Here is a 22,819-nt window from a genome sequence, read left to right on the forward strand (position 1 = left end):
AGCAGGCCAAAGAGAAGGCTTGCCGATGCATCTCGTTAGAGCCCGCGTTCAGAATTATCGCAGCGTGCGCGACACTGGCTTCTTCAAGGTCGAGCCTGGCAAGACCATCATGGTCGGCCCAAACGAGGCCGGGAAGTCGGCAGTCCTGCAAGCCTTGCAGCAGATCAATCCACCCGATGGCGTCAAGAAATTCGACGCACTCAGGGACTACCCCGCGCGCTCTACAACGACATCACGACAGCGAGTGCCTGAACTCGCCTGCGCGGGTTCGGGTGCCTTGGCGGGACCACAGCCGCACCCGGCCTTGCCGTCGGCCTTCGCCGCGGCGTCATCGGCGCAACAGGCATCCACTTCAGCCGGTGCGGGACCTCCGCAGCATCCTCCGGCTGCCGCCGGCGCTGCGGTGCATACGCCCGTTTCCGGCAAGACGAGCCTGACATCGTCAGCCTCTGCCAGATCGCCGGCGATCGCCGCCACGACCGACCGGACCTGCTCGAAGCCCGTCATCATCAGGAAGGTGGGTGCGCGCCCGTAGCTCTTGATCCCGACGATGTAGAACCCTGGTTCCGGATGGGAGAGTTCGCGGTGCCCGTGCGGCGGAACGGATCCGCAGGAATGGAGGTTCGGATCGATCATGGGCCCGAGCGCCCGCGCGCTTTCCAGCCAAGGATCGAATTCGACGCGCAGTTCCCGGGTTAATGAAAGATCGGGCCGCTGTCCCGTGCAGGCGACGACGCGATCGATCGGTCCGATGGTTCTGCCGACACCGTCGACCTCGCCATGTGCGACGATGCACGCCCCTTCCTGGCGAAGACCCGTGATGGCGAAGCCGGAGACCAATTCGACGCGACCTTCCGCGACGAGACGGCGCAGGCGCTGCCCGAGGTCTCCTCGGGCGGCGAGCTGGTCGTTCGAGCCCCCGCCATAGACACGGGAGAGATCCCGGCCGCGCGTGACCCAGATCGCCTTGGTCGCGCCGTCCCGAGCCGAAAGCTCATCGAGATCGAGCAGCACGTTCGCGGCGGAATGCCCGGCACCGACCACCAGCGTCGTCCGGCCGAGATAGTTGGCTCGGTCACGGCCGAGGACATCGGGGATGCCATAAGCGATCCGATCGGTCAGCGTTTCCTCGCCGTCCGCACGCACGCCGCTGGCGCTCACCGGGTTCGGGGTCCTCCATGTTCCGGAAGCGTCGATCACCGCCCGGGCCTGGACGCGGCTCACCGCGCGGTCGCGACCGACGACGGTCAACTGGAACGGGCGCAGCTCGCGGTCCCTGCTCACCACCTTGTCGATGCCATGGCGGCTGATCGCGGCAACGCGGACCCCGTATTCAATGACGGAGGCTAGTTCCTTCGTTACAGCCAAGGGCGCCAGGTATGCTTCGACAAGCTCGTTACCGGTGGGATAGCTCCCGGCTTCGGGCTCCTGCCAACCGGCCGCCTCAAGCAAGGCCCGGCTGGCCGGGTCGACATTGAACTCCCACGGCGAGAACAGTCGGACGTGCCCCCATTCCCGGATGTTGGCGCCGGCCGCGTCACCCGCCTCGAGTACCTTCACCGGGATACCTCGCGTGACGAGATTCGCTGCGGCCGCGAGTCCGATCGGTCCGGCCCCGATGACGACGACGGGAAGCTCCTTCATCCGGATATCCTCCAATCCTGCTAGAAACATGGAATTAAGCGGCAAATGAAAAGCCGCTCAGGCGGCCTTACCGGAAGCCTCCGAGCAGCCTTCCTCGATGCAGCATTCGTCGGCGAGGAAGCCGAGAAGGGCATCCATGGCCGGATAGACCGCGCGGCAGATCAGGGTGGTGGCCTGTCGCTCCTGCGTAACGAGACCGTTCCGGATCAGCCGCTGAAGGTGGTGAGACAGGGTCGAGGCCGGGATCCCCAAGCGTTCCTGCACCTGATTGACAGGGAGGCCACCATGACCCGCGCGAACCAGTGTTCGATAGAGCTGGAGGCGCGTCGGATTACCGAGCGCTTCGAGCTGCTTCGCTGCTTCTTCGACATTCATGGAAATAAGTAGGCACGGACGGGATTGCTCCGTCAAGCTCTACTTCCATGATTGTCGAATTACTCCGCTGCCTGTACCTTCCGCACGCTGTCGCCGCGCTCGTACCAACCCTTCGATCGGTTCACGATCCAGACCACAGTCAGCATGACCGGAACCTCGATGAGGACGCCGACGACCGTGGCAAGCGCGGCTCCGGAGTTGAAGCCGAACAGGCTGATCGCCGCGGCGACGGCGAGCTCGAAGAAGTTCGAGGCGCCGATCAGGGCGGACGGCCCCGCGACGCAATGCTGCTCGCCGGCGACCCGGTTCAGCAGGTAGGCCAGTCCGGCGTTGAGGTAGACCTGGATCAGGATCGGCACTGCCAAGAGCGCGATCACCATCGGCTGGGCCAGGATCTGCTCGCCCTGGAAGCCGAAGAGCAGGACGAGGGTGGCGAGCAGGGACACGAGCGAAACCGGCCCCAGGCGACCAAGCAGCCTGTCGAGCGCAGCCGGTCCGCCTTTCGCCAGAACGCTGCCGCGGACGAGCTGCGCGACGATCACGGGAATGACGATGTAGAGGACGACCGAGAGGACCAGCGTGCCCCACGGCACGGTGATCGCGGACAGGCCGAGCAGCAGGCCGACAATCGGGGCGAAGGCGACGACCATGATCGCGTCGTTCAGCGCGACCTGGCTGAGCGTGAAATGCGGCTCGCCCTTCGTCAGGTTCGACCAGACGAAGACCATCGCCGTGCAGGGCGCCGCCGCCAGGATGATGAGCCCGGCAATGTAGCTGTTGATCTGGTCGGCCGGGAGCCAGGGCCGGAACAGCCAGGCGATGAAGAGCCAGCCCAGCGCCGCCATCGAGAACGGCTTCACCGCCCAGTTGATGAAAAGGGTGACGCCGATCCCGCGACAATACCTGCCGACCTGACCGAGCGCCGCGAAGTCGATCTTCAGCAGCATCGGGATGACCATCAGCCAGATCAGGACCGCGACGGGAAGATTGACCTTGGCGATCTCGGCCGAGCCGACAGCCTGGAAGGCGCCCGGCATGACATGGCCGAGAGCAATCCCGACCACGATGCACAGCGCGACCCAGACACTGAGGTAGCGTTCGAAGGTGGACATGGTGACCTCAGCCGAGTGCGACGGGGCGACCGGAGGCATCGACGACGAGCTCGCCATCCTCCTTGCGGAATTCGCCGTGCTGCGGCGGCAGCAGGGGAAGAACGGCCTCTGACGGCCGGCACAGCTTCACGCCCTTGGGTGAAACGACCAGCGGCCGGTTCATCAGCACGGGGTGAGCCTCGATCGCATCGAGCAGGGCATCGTCGGAAAGGCCCGGGTCGCCGAGGCCGAGTTCGGCGAAGGGCGTGCCCTTCGCGCGCAGGATGTCCCGGGCGGTCAGCCCGGCGCGCTCCAGAAGCTGTTTCAGCAGCGCCCGGCTCGGCGGTGTCTTCAGGTATTCGATGATATGCGGCTCGACGCCGGCGTTGCGGATCAGGCCAAGCGTGTTCCGGGACGTCCCGCAGGTCGGGTTGTGATAGATGACGACGTCCATCACGCCACCTTCGGGCGGTGACCGCTCGCCCCTTCGAGCGCACCGATCCGCCGGACCTGCTGCGCCAAGGCCATCTCGTCGAGGCTGGCCACGGGCAGCGACAGGAGAACATTGATCCGGTTCCTGAGATAGCGCAGCGCCGTCACGAAGGCCCGCTCGCGCTCGATCTCGCTGCCCTGGACGTTGGAGGGGTCCTCGATGCCCCAGTGCGCCGTGATCGGCTGGCCCGGCCAAAGCAGGCAGGCCTCGCCCGCCGCCTGGTCGCAGACGGTGATCACGAGATCCATGACAGGAGCGCCCGGTTCCGCGAAGATCTCCCAGGTCTTCGACGAGAGGCCCTCGGTCGGGATGCCTTCGGCATCCAGCACCTTGAGCGCCATCGGCTTCGGCCCGGGACCGCCCTCGCTGCCAGCGGAGAAGGCCCGAAAGCGCCCTTCCCCGAGATGGTTGAGCAAGGCCTCGGCCATGATCGAGCGAGCGGAATTATGGGTGCAGAGGAACAGCACGTTGTGGATGCGGTCAGGCATCGGTCGTGACCTTCGGTGGGCAACAGGGCGTGAGCTCAACCAGCAGGGGCCCGCAGATCTCCGGACGGCCGCCGCAGCAATCCTTGAGCAGGAAGGCGATGGTCGATCGAAGCGCGTCGAGGTCAGCGCGATATACGATCGAGCGGCTGATGCGCTCCGAACGAACGAGCCCGGCCCGGCTGAGGATGCTCAGATGGGACGACATGGTGTTGTGGGGAACGTCGAGACGACGGGCGACCTCGCCGGCAGGCAGCCCTTCCGGCTCCGCGCTCACCAGCAGGCGGAAGACGTCGAGGCGGGTGCTCTGCGCCAGCGCCGCCAAGGCGAGAATGATAGGTTCATTTTCCATATGTCGAGACTTATCGACATAATCGCCCGAAGGCAAGCCACATCCGCTGAATCGGGTGTACGACCCGAACGACGGTTCACGGGCCAAGGATGGCGTCGCCGAGCGCGGTCCCGGCGCCGGTCCCCCGAGCAAGGCCGCGCAAGCAACGCTCGCGCGATGGTCACGGTACCAATTCCACGGCTCGGATAGCCGCTCAGGAACCCGGGGGCCCGGAATGCCCCAGATCATCGGGCTTCATGTCGCCTGGATCAACGGCCGCCCATCGGCCTCGCCTCCCGGCCGTCACATCTTCTTGCCGTCCTTGCCGAACTGCTTGAGGAAGGCGGTGAGGTCGGCGATTTCCTTGTCGTTCTTGATGCCGGCAAAGATCATCTTCGTTCCCGGAATCTTCGCCTTCGGATCTTTGATGTACGTGGCGAAGATCGCTTCGTCCCAATCGAGATTGGCCGCCTTGTTCGCGGGAGAATAGCTGTAGCCCTCGACAGCCCCGGTATGGCGCCCGAACAACCCGTTCAAGTGGGGACCGACGCCGTTCTTCGCGGTCTCACCGACCTGGTGGCAGGCGCGGCACTTGTTGAAGGAGCGCTCTCCGGCGCCGATATCCTGCGCGCTCGCCGAATGGAGTGCCGTCAACGAGGCCAGGAGAGCAACAGCGCTGAAAATCCTCATGCGTAATCCTTCGAGCTTTCGTCAAATATCGGGGTGACCTGTTCCTAGAGCATCGGATTGAATATCATGTTCAGTCAGATGCTCTAGCTCTTTGATTTTGCATCGGCTTTTTCCGAAAGCCGCGTTCCACTTTTCGGGCCGATGCTCTAGGCGAACATGTCGGCGGTGATGGCGGCATACCAGCCGAGATTCTCGGCCCCGTTCTGCTTGCGCAGATCGGGCGTCTCGCCGTTCTGCGAAACGAAGGTCTCCACGGCGGCGATGCGACCGCCGCGAGGCTCGTAGCGTCCGCCGACCTTGATGGCGTCGTCGGTTTCGATCAGCGACCAGCAGGTATTCAGGTAGCGCGGCGGGAAGCTGCGCGCACCGGCGAGCTCCGCCCGGACGACCATCGCCACGACCTTGGCCTGACTATTGGCGGCGAAGGCCGATTTGGGCATGTCGCCGGCAATGCTGGCATCGCCCAGCACATGGATGTTCGCATCGGCGGTCGACTTCATCGTCGCGGGGTCGATCGCGCAGTAGCCGCCGGCCGGGGCAAGCCCGGCGCTGCGCGCGATCTCGCCCGCCATCTGCGCGGGAATGACGTTGACGAGCGCGCAGTCGCGATAGGTCTCGAAACCGGTCACCACCGTGTTCGTCGCCGGATCGACCGATTTGATGCCGTCATGCACCTTCGGCCCGAGCCATTCGACCATGCGGCCGTAATGCCGCTCCCAGCCCTCCTGGAAGACACCCTGCTTGGAGAAGTTTTCCTTGGGGTCGAGGATGACGATGCGGGCGTCGCCCCGGCCGCTACTCTTCAGCACATGGGCGAACATCGAGACGCGCTCATAGGGCCCGGGCGGGCAGCGATAGGGGTTCGGCGGCGCGATCATGACGATGGTCCCGCCATTCGGCACCGCATCGAGCTTGCGCTTGATGAGTTGCGTCTGGGCTCCGGGCTTCCAGCCATGAGGCATGGTTTCCTCGGCGGCTTTCGACCAGCCCGGAACCGAATCGTATTTGAGATCGATACCCGGAGAGACGACGAGGCGGTCATATGGCAGCCTGCGGCCGTCACCGAGGACGACCTCGCGCTTGTCCCGATCGATGTGGGTGGCGCGAGCACGCACCAGCTCGATGCCGTATCTGCTTGTCAGCGCGTCGTAGCGATGCGTGATCTCCTCGTAGCTCTTGAAGCCGCCAAGATAGAGATTCGAGTGGAAGCAGGTGTGGTAGAGTTCGTTTTCCTCGACGAGCGTCACGGCAAGCGCGCCGTTGGAGTCCTTCGCCATGTAGCGCGCGGCCGTGGCGCCGCCCGCGCCGGCGCCGATCACCACGACACGCGGCCTGCCTTGCCCAAGCACGGCGGGCGCCGCCAGCGTGGCCATGGCCGCCGCACCGGTGCGGATGAATTCGCGTCTGCCGATCCGCATGGCGCTCACCCGATCTTCATGTAGGAGAAGCCCTTGGACTGCAGCGCCGCGACGGCCGCCACTCCCGAGGGCACGAAGCTGATGAAGGAAGCTTCCCGCGCCCGCGCCTTGTCGATCCTGTTGCGCTGGAAGGTGATCTCGCAGAGATGGACCTTGAGGCCGTTCTTGGCGACGTCCTCGACCCGCTCGAAGATCTTCGGCACCATCGCCTCATCGGCCCAGCTCGTTCCCTCCAGCGAGCTCAGGAAGAACTTGATGCCGGCGCCATGGGCGACGATGACGATCTGAAGGGCGAACGGGTCTGCGCCATAGGCCGAGTAGTGATTGGAGATGTTCGTCAGCATCTGCACGAAGCGCGGCGGATCGCCGAAATCGCAGTGATAGACGCAGGCGACGTCGGCCTCCTTCTTCAGGTCCGCCAGGCTGACCTGGGGCGCGGCAGCCGCAGCGGCGGAGGCCGTCGCGGCAGCGGCAAAGCCGGAGGCTGCCGCGGCGAGCAGGCCTCTGCGCGACGGTATTCCAGCATGATCCGTCATCCGTCTTCCTCCCTGTTGGCCGCCGCATATCGACGGTCAGGGGGCCGTTTTCAGCCCCTCGTAATAGGCGGCCAGAGCCGCGACATCCTCTGCCGAGAGTTGCCGTGCGACGTTGCCCATAGCGGCATTGTCCCGGTCTCCCTGCCGGTAGGCGTTCATCAAAGCGGTGAACTGATCGGCGGGCATTCCCGCAAGCGCCGGGATGCCTCCCTCCTTCGACGCTGCGGCCCGATGGCAGGCAGCACATTCCGACGAGAGATATTCTCCGAGCGCCCGGTCTCCAGCCGCCTGCGCCGGAGCGGCGGCCAGACCTGCCGCCACGGCAGCGAAGCTCATCCAGCCCGCCCCGGCCTGCGCGCCGGCCATCAGTCGACCTTCGGCGCCGTTTTGGAGTCCGGCGTCACGTCGAGCACCGTGGCGCGACCAGTGATCTTCACCTCGCTCTTGCAGTCCTTCATGCAGGGCTGGCGCCCCCAGAACGATTTCTCCGTGCTCTCGCGGTCGTCGTCATAGAAGGCCGACGCGTTCGGCAGCTTCACCGAGGTGAAGTTCTTGTCCGACAGCTCGAAATCCTCGTCCTTCACGATATCGTTCAGGTAGAGCAGATAGGCGGTCAGAGCATAGACCTCGTCGGGCTGCAGCGACTGCGCGTTGCCGAAAGGCATGGCACGGTGAATGTAGTCGTAGACCGTCGAGAGATCGGGCCAGAACGAGCCAATGGTCTTCTCGGGCCGATCGTCCTTCAGCGAACCCTGCCCGCCGGCCAGAACCGGCCAGCGGCCATTGCCCTGCCCGAACTCGCCATGGCAGCTGGCGCATTGAGCCTGGAACAGTTCGTCGCCCTGCCTCACCGTGCCCCTGCCGGGTGGCAGGCCCTTGCCGTCCGGCCGGACCTCGATCGACCAGGCCTTGATTTCCTCCGGCAAGGCCTCGCGGCCCAGCCCGAGCCGGGGCGAAGCGGCAGGCGCCTGCGCCTGCCCCGCATGGGGCGGTTTCGGCGGCGCCTGGGGCTTCGTAGCGGACTGCGCGAACAGGGGACCGGCCACGACGACGACCAGGCCTGCGGCAGCGGCGAGCAGCGCGATCCTAGGAGATTTCGACATTCTCGGTCTCCCCGTTCGGCTTCACATGCCAGGTCTGAATGCCGTTGTTGTGATAGATCGAATTGGCGCCGCGAACCTTGCGCAGCTCCTCCTTCGTCGGCTGGACGTAGCCCGTCGAATCCATGGCACGGGACTGCACCAGCAATTCGCCGCCGTTCCAGTCGAAATCGACGTAGAATCGGGTGAGCGACTTGTCGAGGACCGGCCCGTCGATGCGCGCCTCCTGCCAGTTCCTGCCGCCGTCGAGCGTGACGTCGACGCGCTTGATCGTGCCGCGGCCGGACCAGGCGAGGCCCGAGAGCACGTTGCGCCCCCTGGCCTTCAGCGGAGCCTGAGGCGACGGGTTGGTGACGACCGATTTCGCGTCCATGATGAAAGTGAAGCGACGCGAGCGCCCATCGGCCAGAAGGTCGGTGTATTTCGAGGTCTCCTCGCGCGCCATCCAGGGCATGTCGCCGACCTCGATCCGGCGTAGCCACTTGACCCAGAGATTGCCTTCCCAGCCGGGGATCACCGCACGCAGGGGATAGCCCTGCTCGGGCCGCAGCGCCTCGCCGTTCATGGCGAAGGCGATGAGCACGTCGTCGAGCGCCTTCTCGAGCGGCAGGGAACGGTTCATGCCGGCTGCATCGGCCCCCTCCAGCATCAGCCATTTCGCCTGCGGCTTCAGCCCGGCCTCGGCCAGGATCGCCCCGAGCGGCACCCCCGTGTACATGACGTTATGGACCATGCCGTGGGTGAACTGGCAGCCGTTGAGTTGCGCCCCGCGCCATTCCATGCCGGAATTGGCGGCGCATTCGAGGAAGTACACGCGGTTCTCGCGCGGCATCCGCCTGATGTCCTCCATCGTGAAGACGAGCGGCTTATCGACGAGGCCGTGGATCATCAGCCGATGACTGGCCGGGTCGATATCGGCGATGCCGGCGTGATGACGCTCGAAGCACAGGCCCGAGGGCGTGATGATGCCGTCGAGATCGTGCAGCGGCGTGAAGTTCACCGAGGATTCCGGCGAGGCGGTCAGCCAGGGTACGTCGCGGCGAACGACATTCTTCTCGAAGCGCGAGGGCGATCCGTAAGGATGCTTGTCGACCCCCTCACCCAGATAGCGGTTCCAGTCCTGCACGTCGGTGATCAGCGGATCGGGCTTGGGCGCCTGCCCGCGGGCGGTACCGGCCGCCACGAGGCCGGCACCGGCCAGCGCGGCGCCACCGAGGAAACGACGGCGACTCGGCGCCGGATTGTCAGCGTGCGAGGTCATCCTCTCCTGCCCTCCGATGAAATTCGCTGGCGGATGGTCCGGGCCTTCATGCTCCGCTCACCTTCACGGCCGTGTTGGGTTTCAATGCGATCGTCCCGGCTGCCGCGACATGCTCCCGGACCACGTCCCAGATCGGCGGCCCCTGCGTGCCCTCGTTGACGCTCGCCCAGCCGGAAACGACGTAGCGCTTGCCGGCTTCGATCGGCTGTCCTGACTTCAGATGGGTGAGATCCGAGATACGGCTGCCCATCGGCTTGCCGACATCGATGGCGTAGCCCATGCCACCGACTCGGACCATGTCGCCGCCACCCTGGAAATACGGGTCGGGATGAAAGATGTTGTCGGCGACGTCTTCCAGGACGTCCTTCAGTTGCTGACCGGTCATCTCCATCCGGTAGCAGCTCGGATAGGTGATCGCGGTGGCGTTGGTGATCGCCTCCCAGGTGATCGCATCGCCCGGCAGCAGCGAGCCGCCCCAGCGGAAGCCGGGCGACAGCGTGATCTCGGCATCGCGCTGCTGCATCATCGCATCGCAGATCAGGTCGTCGAAGGTGCCGTTGAAATTGCCGCGCCGGTAGAGCAGCGCGTCGGTCCGGCCGATCTCCCTGGCGAGGTCGGCGGCGAAGGGCTGGCGAATCGTCCTGATCAGCTCCGCCATGTCGGCGTCCGGCGCGATCGCATCGGCGAAGACCGGCATCAGCTTGAAGCGGATATCGGCGAGCTTGCCGTCCTTCACCGACAGGTCCAGGCGCGACAGGAACTTGCCATGCGACCCCGTGGCGACGAGCACGGTCTCGCCGACGCGGATCAGGCCGGGCATCGCATCATGGGTATGGGCCGTCAGGATGACGTCGATGCCCTTCACCCGCGAAGCGAGCTTGCGGTCGACGTCGAAACCGTCATGCGAGAGCAGGACGACGACGGATGCCCCCTCGCCGCGGGCTTCCTCGACCTGCTTCTGCAACTCCTCCTCGCGGATGCCGAACTCCCAGTCCGGGAACATCCAGCGCGGATTGGCGATCGCGGTGCGCGGCAGGGCCTGGCCGATCACGGCGATCTTCGCACCGCCCTTCTCGAAGACCTTGCGCGGCGGGAAGACCGGTTCGTTCCATTCCTTGTCGCGAATGTTCTGGGCAAGGAAGGCGAAGGGCGCCGCCTCGACGATCTCCTTGACGCGCTCGGCGCCGAGCGTGAATTCCCAATGCGAGGTCATCGCATCGACCTTGAGCGCCGACATGGCATCGACCATGTCCTGCCCCTTGGTCTGCAGGGCGCTCCAGCTCCCCTGCCAGGTGTCGCCGCCGTCGAGCAGCAGCACCTTGTCGTCGCCGCGCTCGGCACGGACGGCCTTCACCAGCGTCGCGATCCGGTCGAGGCCGCCCATCCGGCCGTAATTGCGCGCGAGCTGGACGAAATCGTCCGATGTCAGCGCAAAAGCCTCCGGCGTTCCGGCGGCGATCCTGAAATGGTCGCGGAAAGCGGCGTCGGTCAGATGCGGCGGCAGGCCTTTGACCTCCCCCACCCCGAAATTGACGGAGGGCTCGCGAAAATGCAGCGGCATGAGCTGCGCATGGATGTCGGCCAGATAGAGGATCGTAACCGTGCCCAGCGGATCGAAGCGCAGGATGTCGGCCTGCGAGAGCTTCTGCTGGGCCGCGGCGCGCCCGAGGGGGCCGAGCCCCGAAGTACTCGTGATCGCCGCAGCCGCCGCCGTCGCCTGAAGGAATTCGCGTCTGGAGATCATGATTCATCCTTCGGAGACGCGCATGTCGCGCCCCGGGAAGTGATCGATTGTCGGATCGCGGCCGGCGACGCCTGCGCGCCGGCCGGCAAATGTCGTCTCAGCCGACCGTCAGCTTGCTCTTGGCCGTGTATTCGGAGCCGTCGTCATCCTTCCAGACGAAGGTGAACTCGCCGCTCTCCGCCGCCTTGTAGAAGAAGGATTGATAGGGATTGGCGGAAATCGCCGGATTCCAGTCAGCGACGAAAACCGGCTTGCCGTTGAAGCTCGCCGTGAACTTGTTGATGATCTTGCGCGGGATGGTCTCGCCCTTGGCGTCCTTGCGCTGCCCCGATTCCATTTCGTGCGAGATCAGCGTCTTGATCTCGATCATTTCGCCGGCGGCGGCCTTGGCCGGAACGCGTACGCGCGGCGTGGGCTTCGTGCTCATGGTTTCCTCGCCTTGTTTCGTTCTTGTCGATGGAGGAGCAGCTCAGCCGCCGCAGCCGCCGATCGTGACCTTGACGTTCGCCCTGGCGGAATAGAGATCGCCGTTCGACATCTCCGCGATGCAGATGATGTCCTGGGTCTGGGCCAGCCGCATGCGCGTCGCGGCGGACGCCTTTCCGCAGGCCGGCGTGAACTGATAGCTGACGATGCCCGGCTGCGGATTGCCGTCGGCGAAGACATGGACCGCCTTGACGTAATCGGCCTCGGTCATCGGGCTCTCGACCTCGACATTGACCGGCACGACGAGGCCGTTCTCGGCGATCTCCGGCACGTCGAGCTTGATCTTGCCCTGCGCCATCGTCTTGTCGCCGTAGAGCTTCTTGATCTCCGCCGCGACCGCCTTCTCGTCGGCGAAGGCCAGGCGCGGAGCGATCGCCGCCGCCGCGAAAGCCATGGCCGCGGCCTTGACGGCATCACGGCGCGACAGCCTTTTCAGGCTCGTTTCCATGCGTGTTCCTCCCTGGAACTGGTCTCATTTTAAGGCTTGACGGGGCGTCGAAACGCCGCACATCATTTGCACGTATCGTTATATCGATTTTTTTGAATGTAAAGCCCCTCGAAGGGCTGACGGCAGCCGCAGCATAAGCGGCCCATGAGGAAACGAAAGGGCTAGGGATGAAGATTCCGGTGATCGCGGCAGCCGCCTGCGCGGCGGCTCTGACATTTGCCGCCGGCTTCGTGTCGGCGCAGTCGCCACAGGACGAGAGCGAGAAGGAAATCGAGCGCTACCGGCAGATGCTGTCGGATCCGTTCTCAAATCCCGGCTTCCTCGCGGTCGACCGCGGCGAGGCCCTGTGGAGCGAGGCGCGCGGCACGAAGAAGGCGTCTCTCGAAAGCTGCGATCTCGGCGAGGGGCCCGGCAAGCTCGAGGGCGCCTATGCGAAGCTGCCCCGCCACTTCGCCGATGCGGACAAGGTGATGGACCTCGAGCAGCGCCTGCTCTGGTGCATGGACAAGGTCCAGGGGCTGGATACCAAGGACGTCGTCGCCCGCCGCTTCTCCGGTCCCGGCAGGGCTTCCGACATGGAAGACCTCGTCGCCTTCATCGCCAACAAGTCCAGCGGCATGAAGATCGAGCCGCAATTGTCCCATCCCAAGGAGCGGGAGGCCGCCGCCGTCGGCGAGGCGCTGTTCTACACGCGCGGCGGCGTCAACGACTTCTCCTGCGCCACCTGTCACGCGGAGGACGGCAAGCGCATCCGTCTGCAGGGCCTGCCGAACCTTTCGGTCAAGGGCAAGCCGGCACAGGAGACGATGGCGTCATGGCCGACGTATCGCGTCTCGCAGAGCGCGCTGCGCACGATGCAGCACAGGCTGTGGGACTGCTATCGCCAGCAGCGCTGGCCCGTCCCTGAATATGGCTCCGACGCCCTGACCGCGCTGACCCTTTTCCTGGAGACCCGGGCGGAAGGCGGCGAGATCAACGTTCCGTCGATCAAGCGGTGAGGACCTGACGATGCTGAAACTGACTGTCGCCCTCGCCGCCGGCATCCTCGCCGCCGGCCCGCTCCATGCCCAGGAGCGCCCGAGCCAGGCCGTGATCGACGCCTATATCAAGTCGACCTTCGGCAAGGCTTCGCCGGAATGGCAGGCAAGGATCAAGCCCGACGACACGCTCTCGATCTGCAACACGACTCGCAACAACCCGTCCTCGGCCCAATCCGACGAGATCCTGAAGCGGGAGGCCGCGCGCGTGAGCTACCCGGCCGACGGGAAATTCCTGGGCGACTGGAAGAAGGGTTACACCGTCGCCAATAACGGCCGCGGCGGCCAGTTCTCCGACCCTCCCGGCACGATCGCAGGCGGCAACTGCTTCGCATGCCACCAGCTCGATCCCAAGGAGGTGAGCTACGGCACGCTGGGGCCGAGCCTGGCGGCCTATGGCAAGGACCGCAAATACGACGCCGAGAGCATCAAGGACGCCTATACCAAAATCTATAATTCGATGGCGGTGGTGCCCTGCTCCAACATGCCCCGGTTCGGCGTCAACAAGGTCCTCACCGAGGCGCAGATCAAGGATGTGATGGCCTATCTGTTCGACCCCGAATCGCCGGTCAACAAATAGGCGCGGCCATGCTGACCCGCCGTCTTCTGCTGGCTGCCGGCGCCGCGAGCTTCGCGGCCCCCGCGGCGGCGCAAGTCGTGACCGCGCTCGGCCCCGAAGCCGCGCGGCTCACCATCCTGAGCGACGGCAGCTTCGAGATGCCGCTAGCGATGCTGGCGCGCGACGTGCCCGCCGGTCTGATCGCGGCCGAGAGCGGTGCCACCGAGCCCTATCGGACCGTTCTCAACGTCACCTGCCTGCGTCGTGGCGCCGAGCTCATCCTGTTCGATTGCGGGGCAGGCGCGCATTTCCTGCCGGGGTCGGGCCGCCTGCAGGAGAGCCTGCAGGCGGCCGGCATCGCCCCGGACGCGGTCACGCATGTGCTTTTCACCCATCTGCACCCCGACCATTTCTGGGGATCGCTCGATGAGTTCGACAGCCCCCTCTTCCCGAACGCCCGCTGGCTGGTCGCGTCCCGCGAGATCGATTTCTGGACCGCCCCCAACGTCTATGGTCGCCTGCCGGCCGATCGGCATGCCTTTGCAGCCGGTGCGCAGCGCATCGCGAAGGGGCTCGGCGACAAGCTGGAGCGTCAGGAAGCGGGCCGTGAATGGCTCCCCGGCATCGCCGCCGTCGAGACCGCCGGACACACGCCCGGACATGTCTCCTTCGCCCTGGACCTGGCCGGGCAGCAGGTGATGGTCCTGGGGGATGCGCTCACCCACCCCCGCATTTCGTTCGCCCATCCCGATTGGCGGCCGGTCTCGGATCACGACCCGGACGCGGCGGTGGCGACGCGTCGCTCCCTGATCGACAGGCTGAGTTCCGAGCGGTCGACGGTGATCGGCTATCATCTCCCCGGCGCAGCGGGACGCGTCGAGAAAAGCGGTTCGGCCTACCGATTTGCCGGGATCTGAAGCCCGCCGACCGGATGCGAAACCCGGCCGGCATTCCGGCCCAGACCCAGACGCCATGGCAGTTTCGACCGAGGTGGCATCTGCGGGCAGCGTCGTCGCCCGTCGGCTCAAAGCGTATTCAGGGGCACCTTGAGAAAGCGCTTTCCGGTCTCATCGGGCCGGGGCAATTCGCCGGCTTTCATGTTGACCTGCAGCGAAGGGATGATGAGCTTCGGCATGGCGAGCGTACGGTCGCGTGCCTCTCGCTTTTCGACGAACTCGTCCTCGCCGATGCCGTCGCGCACATGGATGTTATGGGCGCGCTGCTCCGCGACCGTGGTTTCCCAGCGGATTTCGCGGCCGTTCGGTCCGTAATCGTGGCACATGAACAGCCGCGTCGACGGCGGCAGCGACAAGACGCGCCTGATCGACCGGTAGAGCGTGCGGGCGTCCCCGCCTGGAAAGTCGGCTCGCGCGGAGCCGCCGTCCGGCATGAACAGCGTGTCGCCGACGAAGGCGGCGTCACCGATGACATGCGTCATGCAGGCCGGGGTATGGCCCGGCGTATGCATGGTGAAGACCGTCATCCCGCCGATCGCGTAGGTATCGCCATCGGCAAAGAGCCGGTCGAACTGGCTGCCGTCGCGCTGGAACTCGGTGCCTTCGTTGAAGATCTTGCCGAATGTTTCCTGGACGACGGTGATGCGGTCGCCGATGCCGATCCTGCCGCCGAGCTTGCCCTGGATATAGGGCGCGCCCGAGAGGTGGTCGGCATGGACATGGGTCTCGATCAGCCATTCGAGCGCAAGCCCGCGCTCGCGAATGAAGGCGATGATCTCATCCGCCGATTGATAGGCGATGCGGCCGGCCGCGTAGTCGATGTCCATCACCGAATCGATGACCGCGCAGGCCTGCGATCCCGGATCCTTGACCACATAGCTGACGGTGTTCGTCGCCTTGTCGAAGAAGGCGGTCACTTCGGGTTTGCTGGCGAGATCGACGGCGTGCGGAATACCTTGCATGGGATTGCCCCCTCAGTTGCGGTGCGCCGGAGCGACCGGCGGTAATTCAGGAGTGGCTGCGAGCCGCCGGGCGAGCGCCATGCCGACGAGCATCGCCGCGAGGAAGACCAGCGCAAGCGGGCCGCCCGTAAGCACCGAGACGAGTGCCGGGCCGGGGCAGAAGCCCGCAAGCCCCCAGCCGAGGCCGAACAGTGCCGCCCCCGTGACGAGCCGGAGATCCGGGCGATTCGCGGAAGGCAGCGCAAAGCGCGCGGCCAGCAGCGGTCGGCCGCGCCCGAGCACGAGGCGATAGCCGATCAGCGTCACGCCGATCCCCCCGGCCATCACGAAGACGAGGCTCGGGTCCCAGGTCCCTTGCGGAATGGCCCCGAGGTCGAGAAAGCCCAGAACCTTGGCCGGGTCCGACATGCCGGCGACGATCAGGCCGAGCCCGAAGAGAAGACCGACCAGGAACTGAATCAGGATCGACATGACGGCCTCAGAGCAGATGCCGGACGACGAACACGGTCGCGATCGCCGTCGCCATGAACGTTCCGACCGCAACGAGGGAGCGCAACGAAAGCCGCGACAGCCCGCAGATGCCGTGCCCGGAGGTACAGCCATTACCCCAGACCGAGCCGAAACCGACGAGCAGTCCCGCAGCGACCAGAACCGGTGCGCCCGCGCCGATCTGCGGCACCGGCCAGATTCCGGTGATGGCCGCGTAGACGATCGGCGCGACGCCGAGTCCCGCGATCATCGCGACCCGTCCGGCCGTCTGCCCGTCGCTCTCCGGGGGCAACAGGCGCGAAACGATACCGCTGATGCCCGCGATACGTCCCTGAAAGAGCATCAGCATCACGGCCGCGAGGCCGATCAGCGCTCCTCCCCCCAGCGAGGCGATCGGCGTGAAGCTGTCTGCGATCATGACGAGCGCCCTGCCCTGCAGGTGGTGATGCCCAACAGGCTGTAGGCGGGACAATAACGGAGGGACGCGGTCAGGACCATCATGGCCCCCCATGCCGTCAATGCGTATTTCCAGGCCCCGAGCGGCACGACCCATTCGGAGAGCGGCGGCACGAAGGCAGCAGCAACGAGAACGGCGCCGGCGGTGAAGCGAAACACGCGATCGATCGAACCGATATTGACCATGGCTACCTCCTTGGGGCACAATACATAATAAACTTGATATATATAGAATATTGAATATGTCAATCATCATGCAGATCGATGCCGCCTTGGCGCCGCCGCCGGTCGAGGAGGCGGCCGCCCTGCTCGCGGCGATGGCCAGTCCGCGGCGCCTGGCCATCCTGTGCCGGCTCGTGGAGGGCGAGGCTGCAGCCTCGGAGCTGGGCCGGGTCACCGGCCTGAGCCCAGCCGGCGTCGCGTCCCATCTCTCACAGCTTCGCCGGCTCGGCTTGATCGCATCCCGCCGCCGCGGGGTTTCGGTGCTGTTCACGCTGGCAAGCGCCGAGGCGGCCGCCATCCTGGAAACGCTTCACCGCCTCTACTGCGAGCGACCTGCCGCTTCAGCGTCTCTGCAGGAGCCCTTGGAGCGACCCTTCCATCAGGAAAGCGATCCCGATCCGCGCACCGATCATCATTCCCGCGATCGCCAGCGGCCAGGATAGCGCCATCATCGAGCCGGCCGAGATCCCCTGCCCGATCGTGCAGCCTCCGGCCAGGACCCCTCCGCCGCCCATCAGCACGGCGCCGAGAAGGTGGCGGCGCATCTCGCGATCGTCGTCGAAGGCCTCCCAGCGGAACTCCCGATCGTAAAGCGCGGAGAGGAAGGAACCCAGCGTGACGCCGACGAGCGTCCCGATGCCGAATTCGAGCAGCGCCGCCGGCGATGTCAGCACGGCATAAAGCGCACGGCCGACGGGTGAGACGAAGGTCAGGCTCTGGGCGCGCGGAACATGTTCGAAAGCGTCGACCGCGACGCCCGTCACCCACCAGCCGGCGACCACGCCCAGCCCGAGCGCCATGCCCGCGATCAGCAGGCGCGGCGAGCGACGCAGCCGTGCGTCGGCCCAGACCGCGACGCACAGGCCGGCGACGCCGACCAGCGTCAGGACCAGCCGCGCCTGCGGCATGCCGAGATAGGTGAGCAGGCTGTCGAGATTGCCCTTGAGCTGGCCCGGCAGCGGCCATGCGACCTGCTCGATGAAGTCGATGCGGATCGGCGCCAGCATCCCGCGCAGCGTCGCATAGGAGACCGAACCAAAGACCATCATCACGATGAGGCTGCGCAGGTCGCCCGCCCCGAGCCGCACCAGCGATCCGAAGCTGCAGGTTCCGACCAGAGCCATGCCGAGACCGAACATCGTGCTGCCGACGACGATCGACAGCCAGGGAAGTGCCGGCTGCACGTATGTGGAGCTGGAAGGGTCGAGCCAGCCGAGGCCGACCAGGGACTGAGCGCCCGCAAGGGCGACGGCGAGAGCCAGGCCGAAGATGCGCAGGCGGCGCGTATCGTGGCCCATCCAGGCATCCTCGATCGCGCCGAACGAGCAGAGGCGGGCACGCCGGACCGTGAAGCCGCAGACCGCTCCGGTCGCAACGCCGACGAGCGTCGCCGCCCAGGCGGAAAGAACGATCATCGGCGGAACAGCCGCGGCGGCCTGCCTGGGCTCACGGCTTCGCCGTCTCGGTTGCGCCCGTGCCGCAGAAGATATCGTAGATCACCGCGATCACGCGGCGGACGTCGTCATTGGCGAGGCTGTAATACATCGCCTTGCCATCGCGGCGTGTGGTGACGAGCTGGTCCAGCCGCAGCCGCGCCAGTTGCTGCGACACCATCGGCTGGCGCAGGGACAAGAGACCTTCGAGCTCCGTGACGGTCCGCTCCCGCTCGGCCAGCAGGCAGAGCAGCAGCAGGCGGTTCTCATGCGAGAGAGCTTTCAGGAAATCGCTCGCCTTGCGCGCCTTGCGCATGAGCTGGTCGAGCTCGGGAGAGAACTCGGCGCCGTCGCGCAGCTCGGTTTCGAGCGCCTTCGAGACGATCGCGGTCATACTGTCTCCAACTCAGGGCTTCCGTGCTTCAACGGGCCTGTTCATGCCAGCCAGAAGCTGACCAAGCAAACCCCAAAACATATCGTCGTTCAGATAGCCGGTGATGCGCCCGATCTCGCGGCCGCCCTCGACCAGCACGAAGGTCGGCGTGGCGATGACGGGCTCCTTCAGCCCGCCGTCGCGCACGCCTCCGGACGGCAGCTGGACGAGCCTGAGCGGGGCAAGGGCCCCTTCCCGCGTCTTCGGATAGATCGGCGCCACTTCCCGTTCGAAGCGGACGCAGTAGGGACAACCGTCACGCCGGTACATGACGAGTTCCGCGGCCGGGGCAGCCAAGGCAGATAACGCGAGCAGCAACGCGGCTGCCGCGGCGCGCCCCATCCCATGTGCCCGTCTTGCAATCATGCCGACAACATAGTCATATTCATATGTTTATACCAGCCACATCCAAGCATCCTGCGGGAGGCTGCCATGGTGACCAGAAGACAATTACTCGCGCCGGCGCTGGGCGCGGTCATCGCCGCATCGAGCATACCGGCGGCTTTCGGCAAGGCGCGGCTGGGCGAAGACGGACTTTACCAGTTCGACTGGTATGTCGAGAGCTTCCTGGACCTCGCCGACGACCTTGCCGCAGCGACCCGTGACGGCAAGCGCTTCGCCATTCTCTGGGGACTGCGGAATTGCCCCGCCTGCCGGCGGATGCACGAGGTCTACATGGCCGATCCCAAGGTCGAGGCCTATATCCGCGACCATTTCGCCGTTCTGCACCTGAACATTCTCGGATCGCGCGAGGTCACCGATTTCGGCGGGTCGCGCCTCACCGAGAAGCGCCTTGCCGCGCATTACGGGATCATCGGCACACCGGCCATTCAGTTTTTCCCCAGGCAGGCCGACGATCTCGCCGCGCGGCCACCCCGCGACCGCGAGGTGGCCCGTATGGAGGCGCTTCCCGCGCAGGACGGGTTTCTCGCCCTGTTTCAGCAGGTCGTCGGATAGCGCGCTCCCCGGGGCAAGCTCAATCAAGCGACAGCTCGATACAGCCCTCCACATCGATGGGCCGATGGCTTGAGATGACCACGACCTTCCCGCTCAGCCGATCGAGCAACCGGCCGATGAGCCGAGACGCCTGCTCTGCGTCGAGGTGCTCCGTCGGCTCGTCGAGAAGAATCAACGGCCTGGTCGAAAGCCAGGCGCGCGCCAGGTTCACGCGCTGCGATTCCCCTAGAGACAGCATGTCCTGTGCGACCCAGCCGTCCACTCCGCCCGCCTCGCGCGTCCTTGCACCGAGTTCCATCGCGTCAAGCGCCGCCCAGACCTCCGCATCGGTGGCGGAAGGGGCGAACAGATTGGCTCTGACCGTGTCTGCGATGATCGCCGCATCGTGAAGGCAGAGCATGGCGAGGGAGCGCCGGACCGACGCCGTCAGCGCGGCACCGTCGCCTTGCAGCGTATCGTCTCCGATCCATCCCGCGACCTGCTTCAGCAGACTGGTCTTCCCGGCGCCGCTCGACCCGACCAGGATCGTGGGGCGTCCGGCCTGAAAATCGAGGGCGAGCGGCTGCTCCAGCGGCCGGCCGTCTGGAGCCGTTCTCTGAAGAGCGCTGCAGCTGAGGCGCAGCGGCTTGACCGGAGCCGCATCGGCCCCGCCATGAGAAGACGGCCGTCCCGTCCAGCGTGCGATCGCGCCTCGTGCTGCGCGCGCCCGCAGGGCTGCGACAGCGATCCGCGAGACGCCTTGCGCCGTCTCGCCGAGCGCCAGCCACGAGAACGCGACGAAAACCGGGATCAGCAGGTCGCCGGCCCTGGCCCCGTCGAGCCATGCCGCGGCGACGGTCCCTGCCGCAGCGACGGGCCCCGGCATCGCGGACAGCGCGTCAGGCAACGCCTGACCATGCCGCAGGCGCTTCAGGCGAAGGTCGGCGCGCGAAAACCCGTGCAGAGCATCCGTGCAGAGTGGACCCCACCGCCCCTCCGCCCGCAAGGGAACGGCCGAATCGAGAATCGCGCCGAGCGCGCCAGCCGCGGCACCGTCTTCGGCGCGGATCTGCGACAGCAGGCCTGCCCCTTGGCGCGCGAAGCTCCAGGTCGCGGCTGCGGCAAGCGCCACGAGCGCGGCGATCGGGACCAGCGCCAGCGGAGCGACGAGCAGCGTTGCCAGCGACATGCCGACGAAGCCGACCAACAGCAGCCCGGCGGGAAAGCCGCTCCGCAGCCGGGCGAAGTCGATGTCTTCGACGTCGTCGAGATAGTCGGCGAGGCGGGCCTGATCGGCGAGCTGCCAGCCGGCGGCGCGGATGGGCGGCGCCGCGGCCATGGCGTCGAACAATGCGATACGGTGGCGGGTCTGATCGGCCAAGGCCGCCTTGTGACCGATCAGCCGCTCGCCATAGCGCGCCGCCGTCCGGCCGATCGCGAAGAGCCGGACCAGCGCGCCGGGCACATGATAGTTGAACGTGTAGGCGGCAGCGGACAGCCCGGCCAGCGCAACCGAACCCAGGAACCAGGCGGACAGGCCGCCCAGCAGGAGCCCGCAAAGGAGCGCAGCCAGCGCGAGAGCACCGGCATGACGCCAGAGCCGCGACGATGCCCGCTCTCGAGCCGCCTCATCGGTACTCATGTCGTCACCTCCCGATCGCGCGCCCTCGGCAGATCGATCCGTCGATCCGCGAGCGCGATCAGCTCCGGATCATGGCTCGCAACGAGAACGAGGCGATGCTGCGCCGCCTCGCGCAGGGCGAGACGGATGGTCCGCGCGGCGACCGCGTCGAGCTTGGCGGTCGGCTCGTCCGCGATGATCGCCCGGTCGCTCAGGAGAGCCCGCGCCACCGCAACGCGTAATCTCTGGCCTCCCGAAAGATTCGAGCCGCCTGACGCAATCCGAGCCTCGAGCCCGCCGGGCAGCAGCGCATCGTCGAGCAGGCCGAGCTGCTCCGCGGTCGCATGCAGCCGCTCGGGAGCCGGCGGCGGAATATCCGCGCAGATCGCCTCCGCCAGCGTCGCCCCCGCGACGAAACAGTCCATCGCGACCCAGACGCAATCAGCCGTCCGGCCGGGCGCGCCGTCCAGGCCCGCGAGCCGGCGCAGCAGGGTCGATTTTCCGGCTCCGCTCGGGCCGGCGACGACCACGAGGCCACGCGAAGGCAGGGGCAGGCCCGCACAGGCCGCGATCTCCGCCGCGACCGGTCCGGAGACCGGGCGTTCGGGATCGAGCAGGCGATCGAGCGCTGCTGCGGCGGCGGCTCCTTCGGCCTTGGCGTGATACTGCTCGGACAGGCGCCGGAAGGGCGCGAAGAACTCGGGCGCGATCATCAGGATGAAGAGGCTCTGCCACAGTTCGAGCCTCGCGAAGCCCGGCAGGGTCGCAAGGCCGAGATGCCCGAGCCCGAGGAACACGGCCAGCATCGCGATCGACAGCGACGCGAAGAAATCGATCAGTCCGGCATTGACGAAGGCGAGGCGCAGCACCGCCATCGTGAGCTCGGCATAGATATCCAGCCGGAGGGACAGCTTGTCGGCTTCCACGGCGAGAGCATCATTCGCCATAATGGTCGGAAGCGTCCGGATGCGATCGGCGAACTGGCCGGCGAGCTGCCGAAAGGAGCGCTCCTGCTCGGCCGCGCGCGCCTGCATCGCACCGCCGACCAATGCGAAGAACACGATCATGACCGGCGTCAGCAGCAGCACGAGCAGAGCCGAGGGCCAGGATACGCTCGCCAGCGCCGCGACGGCGAGGAGCGGTCCACCCGCCGTCATCACGACGGCGGCGCGGTGGCCCACCACGAGACGCGCAACGGCCTGCGGATGGCGGTGCAGCGCGATGGTCAGGGCGCCGGCGGGCAACGATCGCAGCGACGTCGCCGGCATCGCCTGCAGCCTTTCGGCGGACAGCGCGCGCAGACCGATCGACACCCGCGCTTCCGAACTCGCCTGGCAGCGTTCCGCCGCGTATCCGGCGAGAGCGCCTGCGACGATCAGCGGCGGCAATGCGACGATCGACCACAAGGCCGGATCCGCCCCCATCACCAGCATCCCGACGACGAGCGCCATGCACGCCGCGGCACAGAGGCGCAGGGCGGCGCGCAGAAGCAGCCAGGCGATCAGCAGCCGCAACCCGCCCGTGGCCGCGAAACGGGCATTGCGAAGCGTTGAAAACGCCGGTTTCGGCGGTTCCGGCGCCGGTGCGCCGCCGGAAAGAAGGCTGTCTGTCAT

Annotated in this window: 29 protein-coding genes; 5 read left to right on the plus strand and 24 right to left on the minus strand. The window is 66.4% G+C overall.

What is annotated here, in order from left to right; translation table 11 throughout:
- Positions 1-207 precede the first annotated feature (207 nt).
- The 15 genes from OCUBac02_RS15350 to soxY form a co-directional block, all read right to left on the minus strand.
- Positions 208-1,644: an FAD-dependent oxidoreductase gene (locus OCUBac02_RS15350; protein ID WP_173046796.1), complete on the minus strand. Its 1,437-nt coding sequence runs from the start codon at positions 1,642-1,644 to the stop codon at positions 208-210.
- 57 nt (positions 1,645-1,701) lie between these two features.
- Positions 1,702-2,019: an ArsR/SmtB family transcription factor gene (locus OCUBac02_RS15355; RefSeq protein WP_173043012.1), complete on the minus strand. Its 318-nt coding sequence runs from the start codon at positions 2,017-2,019 to the stop codon at positions 1,702-1,704.
- 59 nt (positions 2,020-2,078) lie between these two features.
- Complete coding sequence (gene arsB, locus OCUBac02_RS15360) at positions 2,079-3,131, minus strand: ACR3 family arsenite efflux transporter (protein ID WP_173046797.1); 1,053 nt, start codon at positions 3,129-3,131, stop codon at positions 2,079-2,081.
- Positions 3,132-3,138: 7 nt separating this feature from the next.
- The gene (gene arsC / locus OCUBac02_RS15365; RefSeq protein ID WP_173046798.1) at positions 3,139-3,564 is read right to left on the minus strand and encodes an arsenate reductase (glutaredoxin); all 426 of its coding nucleotides are present in this window, start codon (positions 3,562-3,564) and stop codon (positions 3,139-3,141) included.
- Positions 3,564-4,091, minus strand: coding sequence for an arsenate reductase ArsC (locus OCUBac02_RS15370; protein WP_173046799.1), 528 nt, complete (start codon positions 4,089-4,091; stop codon positions 3,564-3,566). The genes arsC and OCUBac02_RS15370 overlap by 1 nt, the downstream gene beginning before the upstream one ends.
- Positions 4,084-4,440, minus strand: coding sequence for an ArsR/SmtB family transcription factor (locus OCUBac02_RS15375; protein WP_173046800.1), 357 nt, complete (start codon positions 4,438-4,440; stop codon positions 4,084-4,086). The genes OCUBac02_RS15370 and OCUBac02_RS15375 overlap by 8 nt, the downstream gene beginning before the upstream one ends.
- A 282-nt stretch (positions 4,441-4,722) precedes the next feature.
- The gene (locus OCUBac02_RS15380; RefSeq protein ID WP_047580383.1) at positions 4,723-5,109 is read right to left on the minus strand and encodes a c-type cytochrome; all 387 of its coding nucleotides are present in this window, start codon (positions 5,107-5,109) and stop codon (positions 4,723-4,725) included.
- Positions 5,110-5,255: 146 nt separating this feature from the next.
- On the minus strand, positions 5,256-6,527 hold the full coding sequence (locus OCUBac02_RS15385) for an NAD(P)/FAD-dependent oxidoreductase (protein WP_173046801.1): 1,272 nt from the start codon (positions 6,525-6,527) through the stop codon (positions 5,256-5,258).
- Positions 6,528-6,532: 5 nt separating this feature from the next.
- Complete coding sequence (locus tag OCUBac02_RS15390) at positions 6,533-7,063, minus strand: DsrE family protein (RefSeq protein ID WP_047574669.1); 531 nt, start codon at positions 7,061-7,063, stop codon at positions 6,533-6,535.
- A 36-nt stretch (positions 7,064-7,099) separates the two neighbouring features.
- The gene (locus OCUBac02_RS15395; RefSeq protein ID WP_244638953.1) at positions 7,100-7,429 is read right to left on the minus strand and encodes a c-type cytochrome; all 330 of its coding nucleotides are present in this window, start codon (positions 7,427-7,429) and stop codon (positions 7,100-7,102) included.
- Entirely contained in the window at positions 7,429-8,166 is a 738-nt protein-coding gene (locus OCUBac02_RS15400) for a c-type cytochrome (RefSeq protein ID WP_173046802.1), read from the minus strand. Before OCUBac02_RS15400 ends, OCUBac02_RS15395 begins: the two co-directional genes overlap by 1 nt.
- Positions 8,150-9,424, minus strand: a complete 1,275-nt coding sequence (gene soxC, locus OCUBac02_RS15405; protein ID WP_173046803.1) for a sulfite dehydrogenase — start codon at positions 9,422-9,424, stop codon at positions 8,150-8,152. Before soxC ends, OCUBac02_RS15400 begins: the two co-directional genes overlap by 17 nt.
- Before the next feature lie 46 nt (positions 9,425-9,470).
- The gene (soxB, locus tag OCUBac02_RS15410) at positions 9,471-11,168 is read right to left on the minus strand and encodes a thiosulfohydrolase SoxB (protein ID WP_173046804.1); all 1,698 of its coding nucleotides are present in this window, start codon (positions 11,166-11,168) and stop codon (positions 9,471-9,473) included.
- Positions 11,169-11,265: 97 nt separating this feature from the next.
- Positions 11,266-11,595: a thiosulfate oxidation carrier complex protein SoxZ gene (gene soxZ / locus OCUBac02_RS15415; RefSeq protein ID WP_173046805.1), complete on the minus strand. Its 330-nt coding sequence runs from the start codon at positions 11,593-11,595 to the stop codon at positions 11,266-11,268.
- Between the two features lie 42 nt (positions 11,596-11,637).
- Positions 11,638-12,102, minus strand: coding sequence for a thiosulfate oxidation carrier protein SoxY (gene soxY, locus OCUBac02_RS15420; protein ID WP_047574684.1), 465 nt, complete (start codon positions 12,100-12,102; stop codon positions 11,638-11,640).
- 167 nt (positions 12,103-12,269) lie between these two features.
- On the opposite strand from soxY, the gene soxA reads away from it, so the two are divergent.
- From soxA to OCUBac02_RS15435, 3 genes are read left to right on the plus strand one after another with little or no spacing between them, the layout of a single operon-like run.
- Positions 12,270-13,100 (plus strand): sulfur oxidation c-type cytochrome SoxA, encoded by an 831-nt coding sequence (soxA, locus tag OCUBac02_RS15425; protein ID WP_082009563.1) that lies wholly within the window; start codon positions 12,270-12,272, stop codon positions 13,098-13,100.
- 10 nt (positions 13,101-13,110) lie between these two features.
- Positions 13,111-13,719: a sulfur oxidation c-type cytochrome SoxX gene (soxX, locus tag OCUBac02_RS15430; RefSeq protein ID WP_173046806.1), complete on the plus strand. Its 609-nt coding sequence runs from the start codon at positions 13,111-13,113 to the stop codon at positions 13,717-13,719.
- A gap of 8 nt (positions 13,720-13,727) precedes the next feature.
- On the plus strand, positions 13,728-14,615 hold the full coding sequence (locus OCUBac02_RS15435) for an MBL fold metallo-hydrolase (RefSeq protein WP_173046807.1): 888 nt from the start codon (positions 13,728-13,730) through the stop codon (positions 14,613-14,615).
- Between the two features lie 107 nt (positions 14,616-14,722).
- Here the strand turns inward: OCUBac02_RS15435 and OCUBac02_RS15440 are convergent, their stop codons facing one another.
- The 4 genes from OCUBac02_RS15440 to OCUBac02_RS15455 are packed head-to-tail and all read right to left on the minus strand — an operon-like array spanning position 14,723 to position 16,747.
- The gene (locus OCUBac02_RS15440) at positions 14,723-15,616 is read right to left on the minus strand and encodes an MBL fold metallo-hydrolase (protein ID WP_047574692.1); all 894 of its coding nucleotides are present in this window, start codon (positions 15,614-15,616) and stop codon (positions 14,723-14,725) included.
- 12 nt (positions 15,617-15,628) lie between these two features.
- Complete coding sequence (locus OCUBac02_RS15445; protein ID WP_047574694.1) at positions 15,629-16,087, minus strand: YeeE/YedE family protein; 459 nt, start codon at positions 16,085-16,087, stop codon at positions 15,629-15,631.
- 7 nt (positions 16,088-16,094) lie between these two features.
- The gene (locus OCUBac02_RS15450; protein WP_047574698.1) at positions 16,095-16,523 is read right to left on the minus strand and encodes a YeeE/YedE family protein; all 429 of its coding nucleotides are present in this window, start codon (positions 16,521-16,523) and stop codon (positions 16,095-16,097) included.
- Positions 16,520-16,747 carry a YgaP family membrane protein gene (locus OCUBac02_RS15455; RefSeq protein ID WP_173046808.1) on the minus strand — a complete coding sequence of 76 codons (228 nt, stop codon included), beginning with the start codon at positions 16,745-16,747 and terminating at the stop codon, positions 16,520-16,522. The genes OCUBac02_RS15450 and OCUBac02_RS15455 overlap by 4 nt, the downstream gene beginning before the upstream one ends.
- Positions 16,748-16,815: 68 nt before the next feature.
- On the opposite strand from OCUBac02_RS15455, the gene OCUBac02_RS27635 reads away from it, so the two are divergent.
- Entirely contained in the window at positions 16,816-17,226 is a 411-nt protein-coding gene (locus tag OCUBac02_RS27635) for an ArsR/SmtB family transcription factor (protein WP_465247785.1), read from the plus strand.
- On the opposite strand, the gene OCUBac02_RS15465 is transcribed toward OCUBac02_RS27635, so the two are convergent.
- Genes OCUBac02_RS15465 through OCUBac02_RS15475 form a run of 3 tightly spaced genes read right to left on the minus strand, consistent with a single transcriptional unit; the run spans position 17,125 to position 18,991 of the window.
- Positions 17,125-18,198 (minus strand): YeeE/YedE family protein, encoded by a 1,074-nt coding sequence (locus OCUBac02_RS15465; RefSeq protein ID WP_173046810.1) that lies wholly within the window; start codon positions 18,196-18,198, stop codon positions 17,125-17,127. The two genes, OCUBac02_RS27635 and OCUBac02_RS15465, sit on opposite strands and share 102 nt — an antisense overlap.
- 31 nt (positions 18,199-18,229) lie before the next feature.
- Complete coding sequence (locus tag OCUBac02_RS15470) at positions 18,230-18,610, minus strand: ArsR/SmtB family transcription factor (RefSeq protein WP_047582487.1); 381 nt, start codon at positions 18,608-18,610, stop codon at positions 18,230-18,232.
- A 12-nt stretch (positions 18,611-18,622) separates the two neighbouring features.
- Positions 18,623-18,991: a thioredoxin family protein gene (locus OCUBac02_RS15475; RefSeq protein WP_173046811.1), complete on the minus strand. Its 369-nt coding sequence runs from the start codon at positions 18,989-18,991 to the stop codon at positions 18,623-18,625.
- A 90-nt stretch (positions 18,992-19,081) separates the two neighbouring features.
- Here OCUBac02_RS15475 and OCUBac02_RS15480 point away from each other — a divergent pair, with 90 nt between their 5' ends.
- Positions 19,082-19,606: a thioredoxin fold domain-containing protein gene (locus OCUBac02_RS15480; protein WP_173046812.1), complete on the plus strand. Its 525-nt coding sequence runs from the start codon at positions 19,082-19,084 to the stop codon at positions 19,604-19,606.
- A 19-nt stretch (positions 19,607-19,625) separates the two neighbouring features.
- Here the strand turns inward: OCUBac02_RS15480 and OCUBac02_RS15485 are convergent, their stop codons facing one another.
- Both OCUBac02_RS15485 and OCUBac02_RS15490 read right to left on the minus strand, forming a co-directional pair.
- Positions 19,626-21,050 carry an ATP-binding cassette domain-containing protein gene (locus OCUBac02_RS15485; protein WP_173046814.1) on the minus strand — a complete coding sequence of 475 codons (1,425 nt, stop codon included), beginning with the start codon at positions 21,048-21,050 and terminating at the stop codon, positions 19,626-19,628.
- A gap of 173 nt (positions 21,051-21,223) precedes the next feature.
- Positions 21,224-22,819: an ATP-binding cassette domain-containing protein gene (locus tag OCUBac02_RS15490; protein WP_173046816.1), complete on the minus strand. Its 1,596-nt coding sequence runs from the start codon at positions 22,817-22,819 to the stop codon at positions 21,224-21,226.

Source organism: Bosea sp. ANAM02, assembly GCF_011764485.1.
In the GTDB taxonomy this organism is placed as follows: Bacteria; Pseudomonadota; Alphaproteobacteria; order Rhizobiales; family Beijerinckiaceae; genus Allobosea.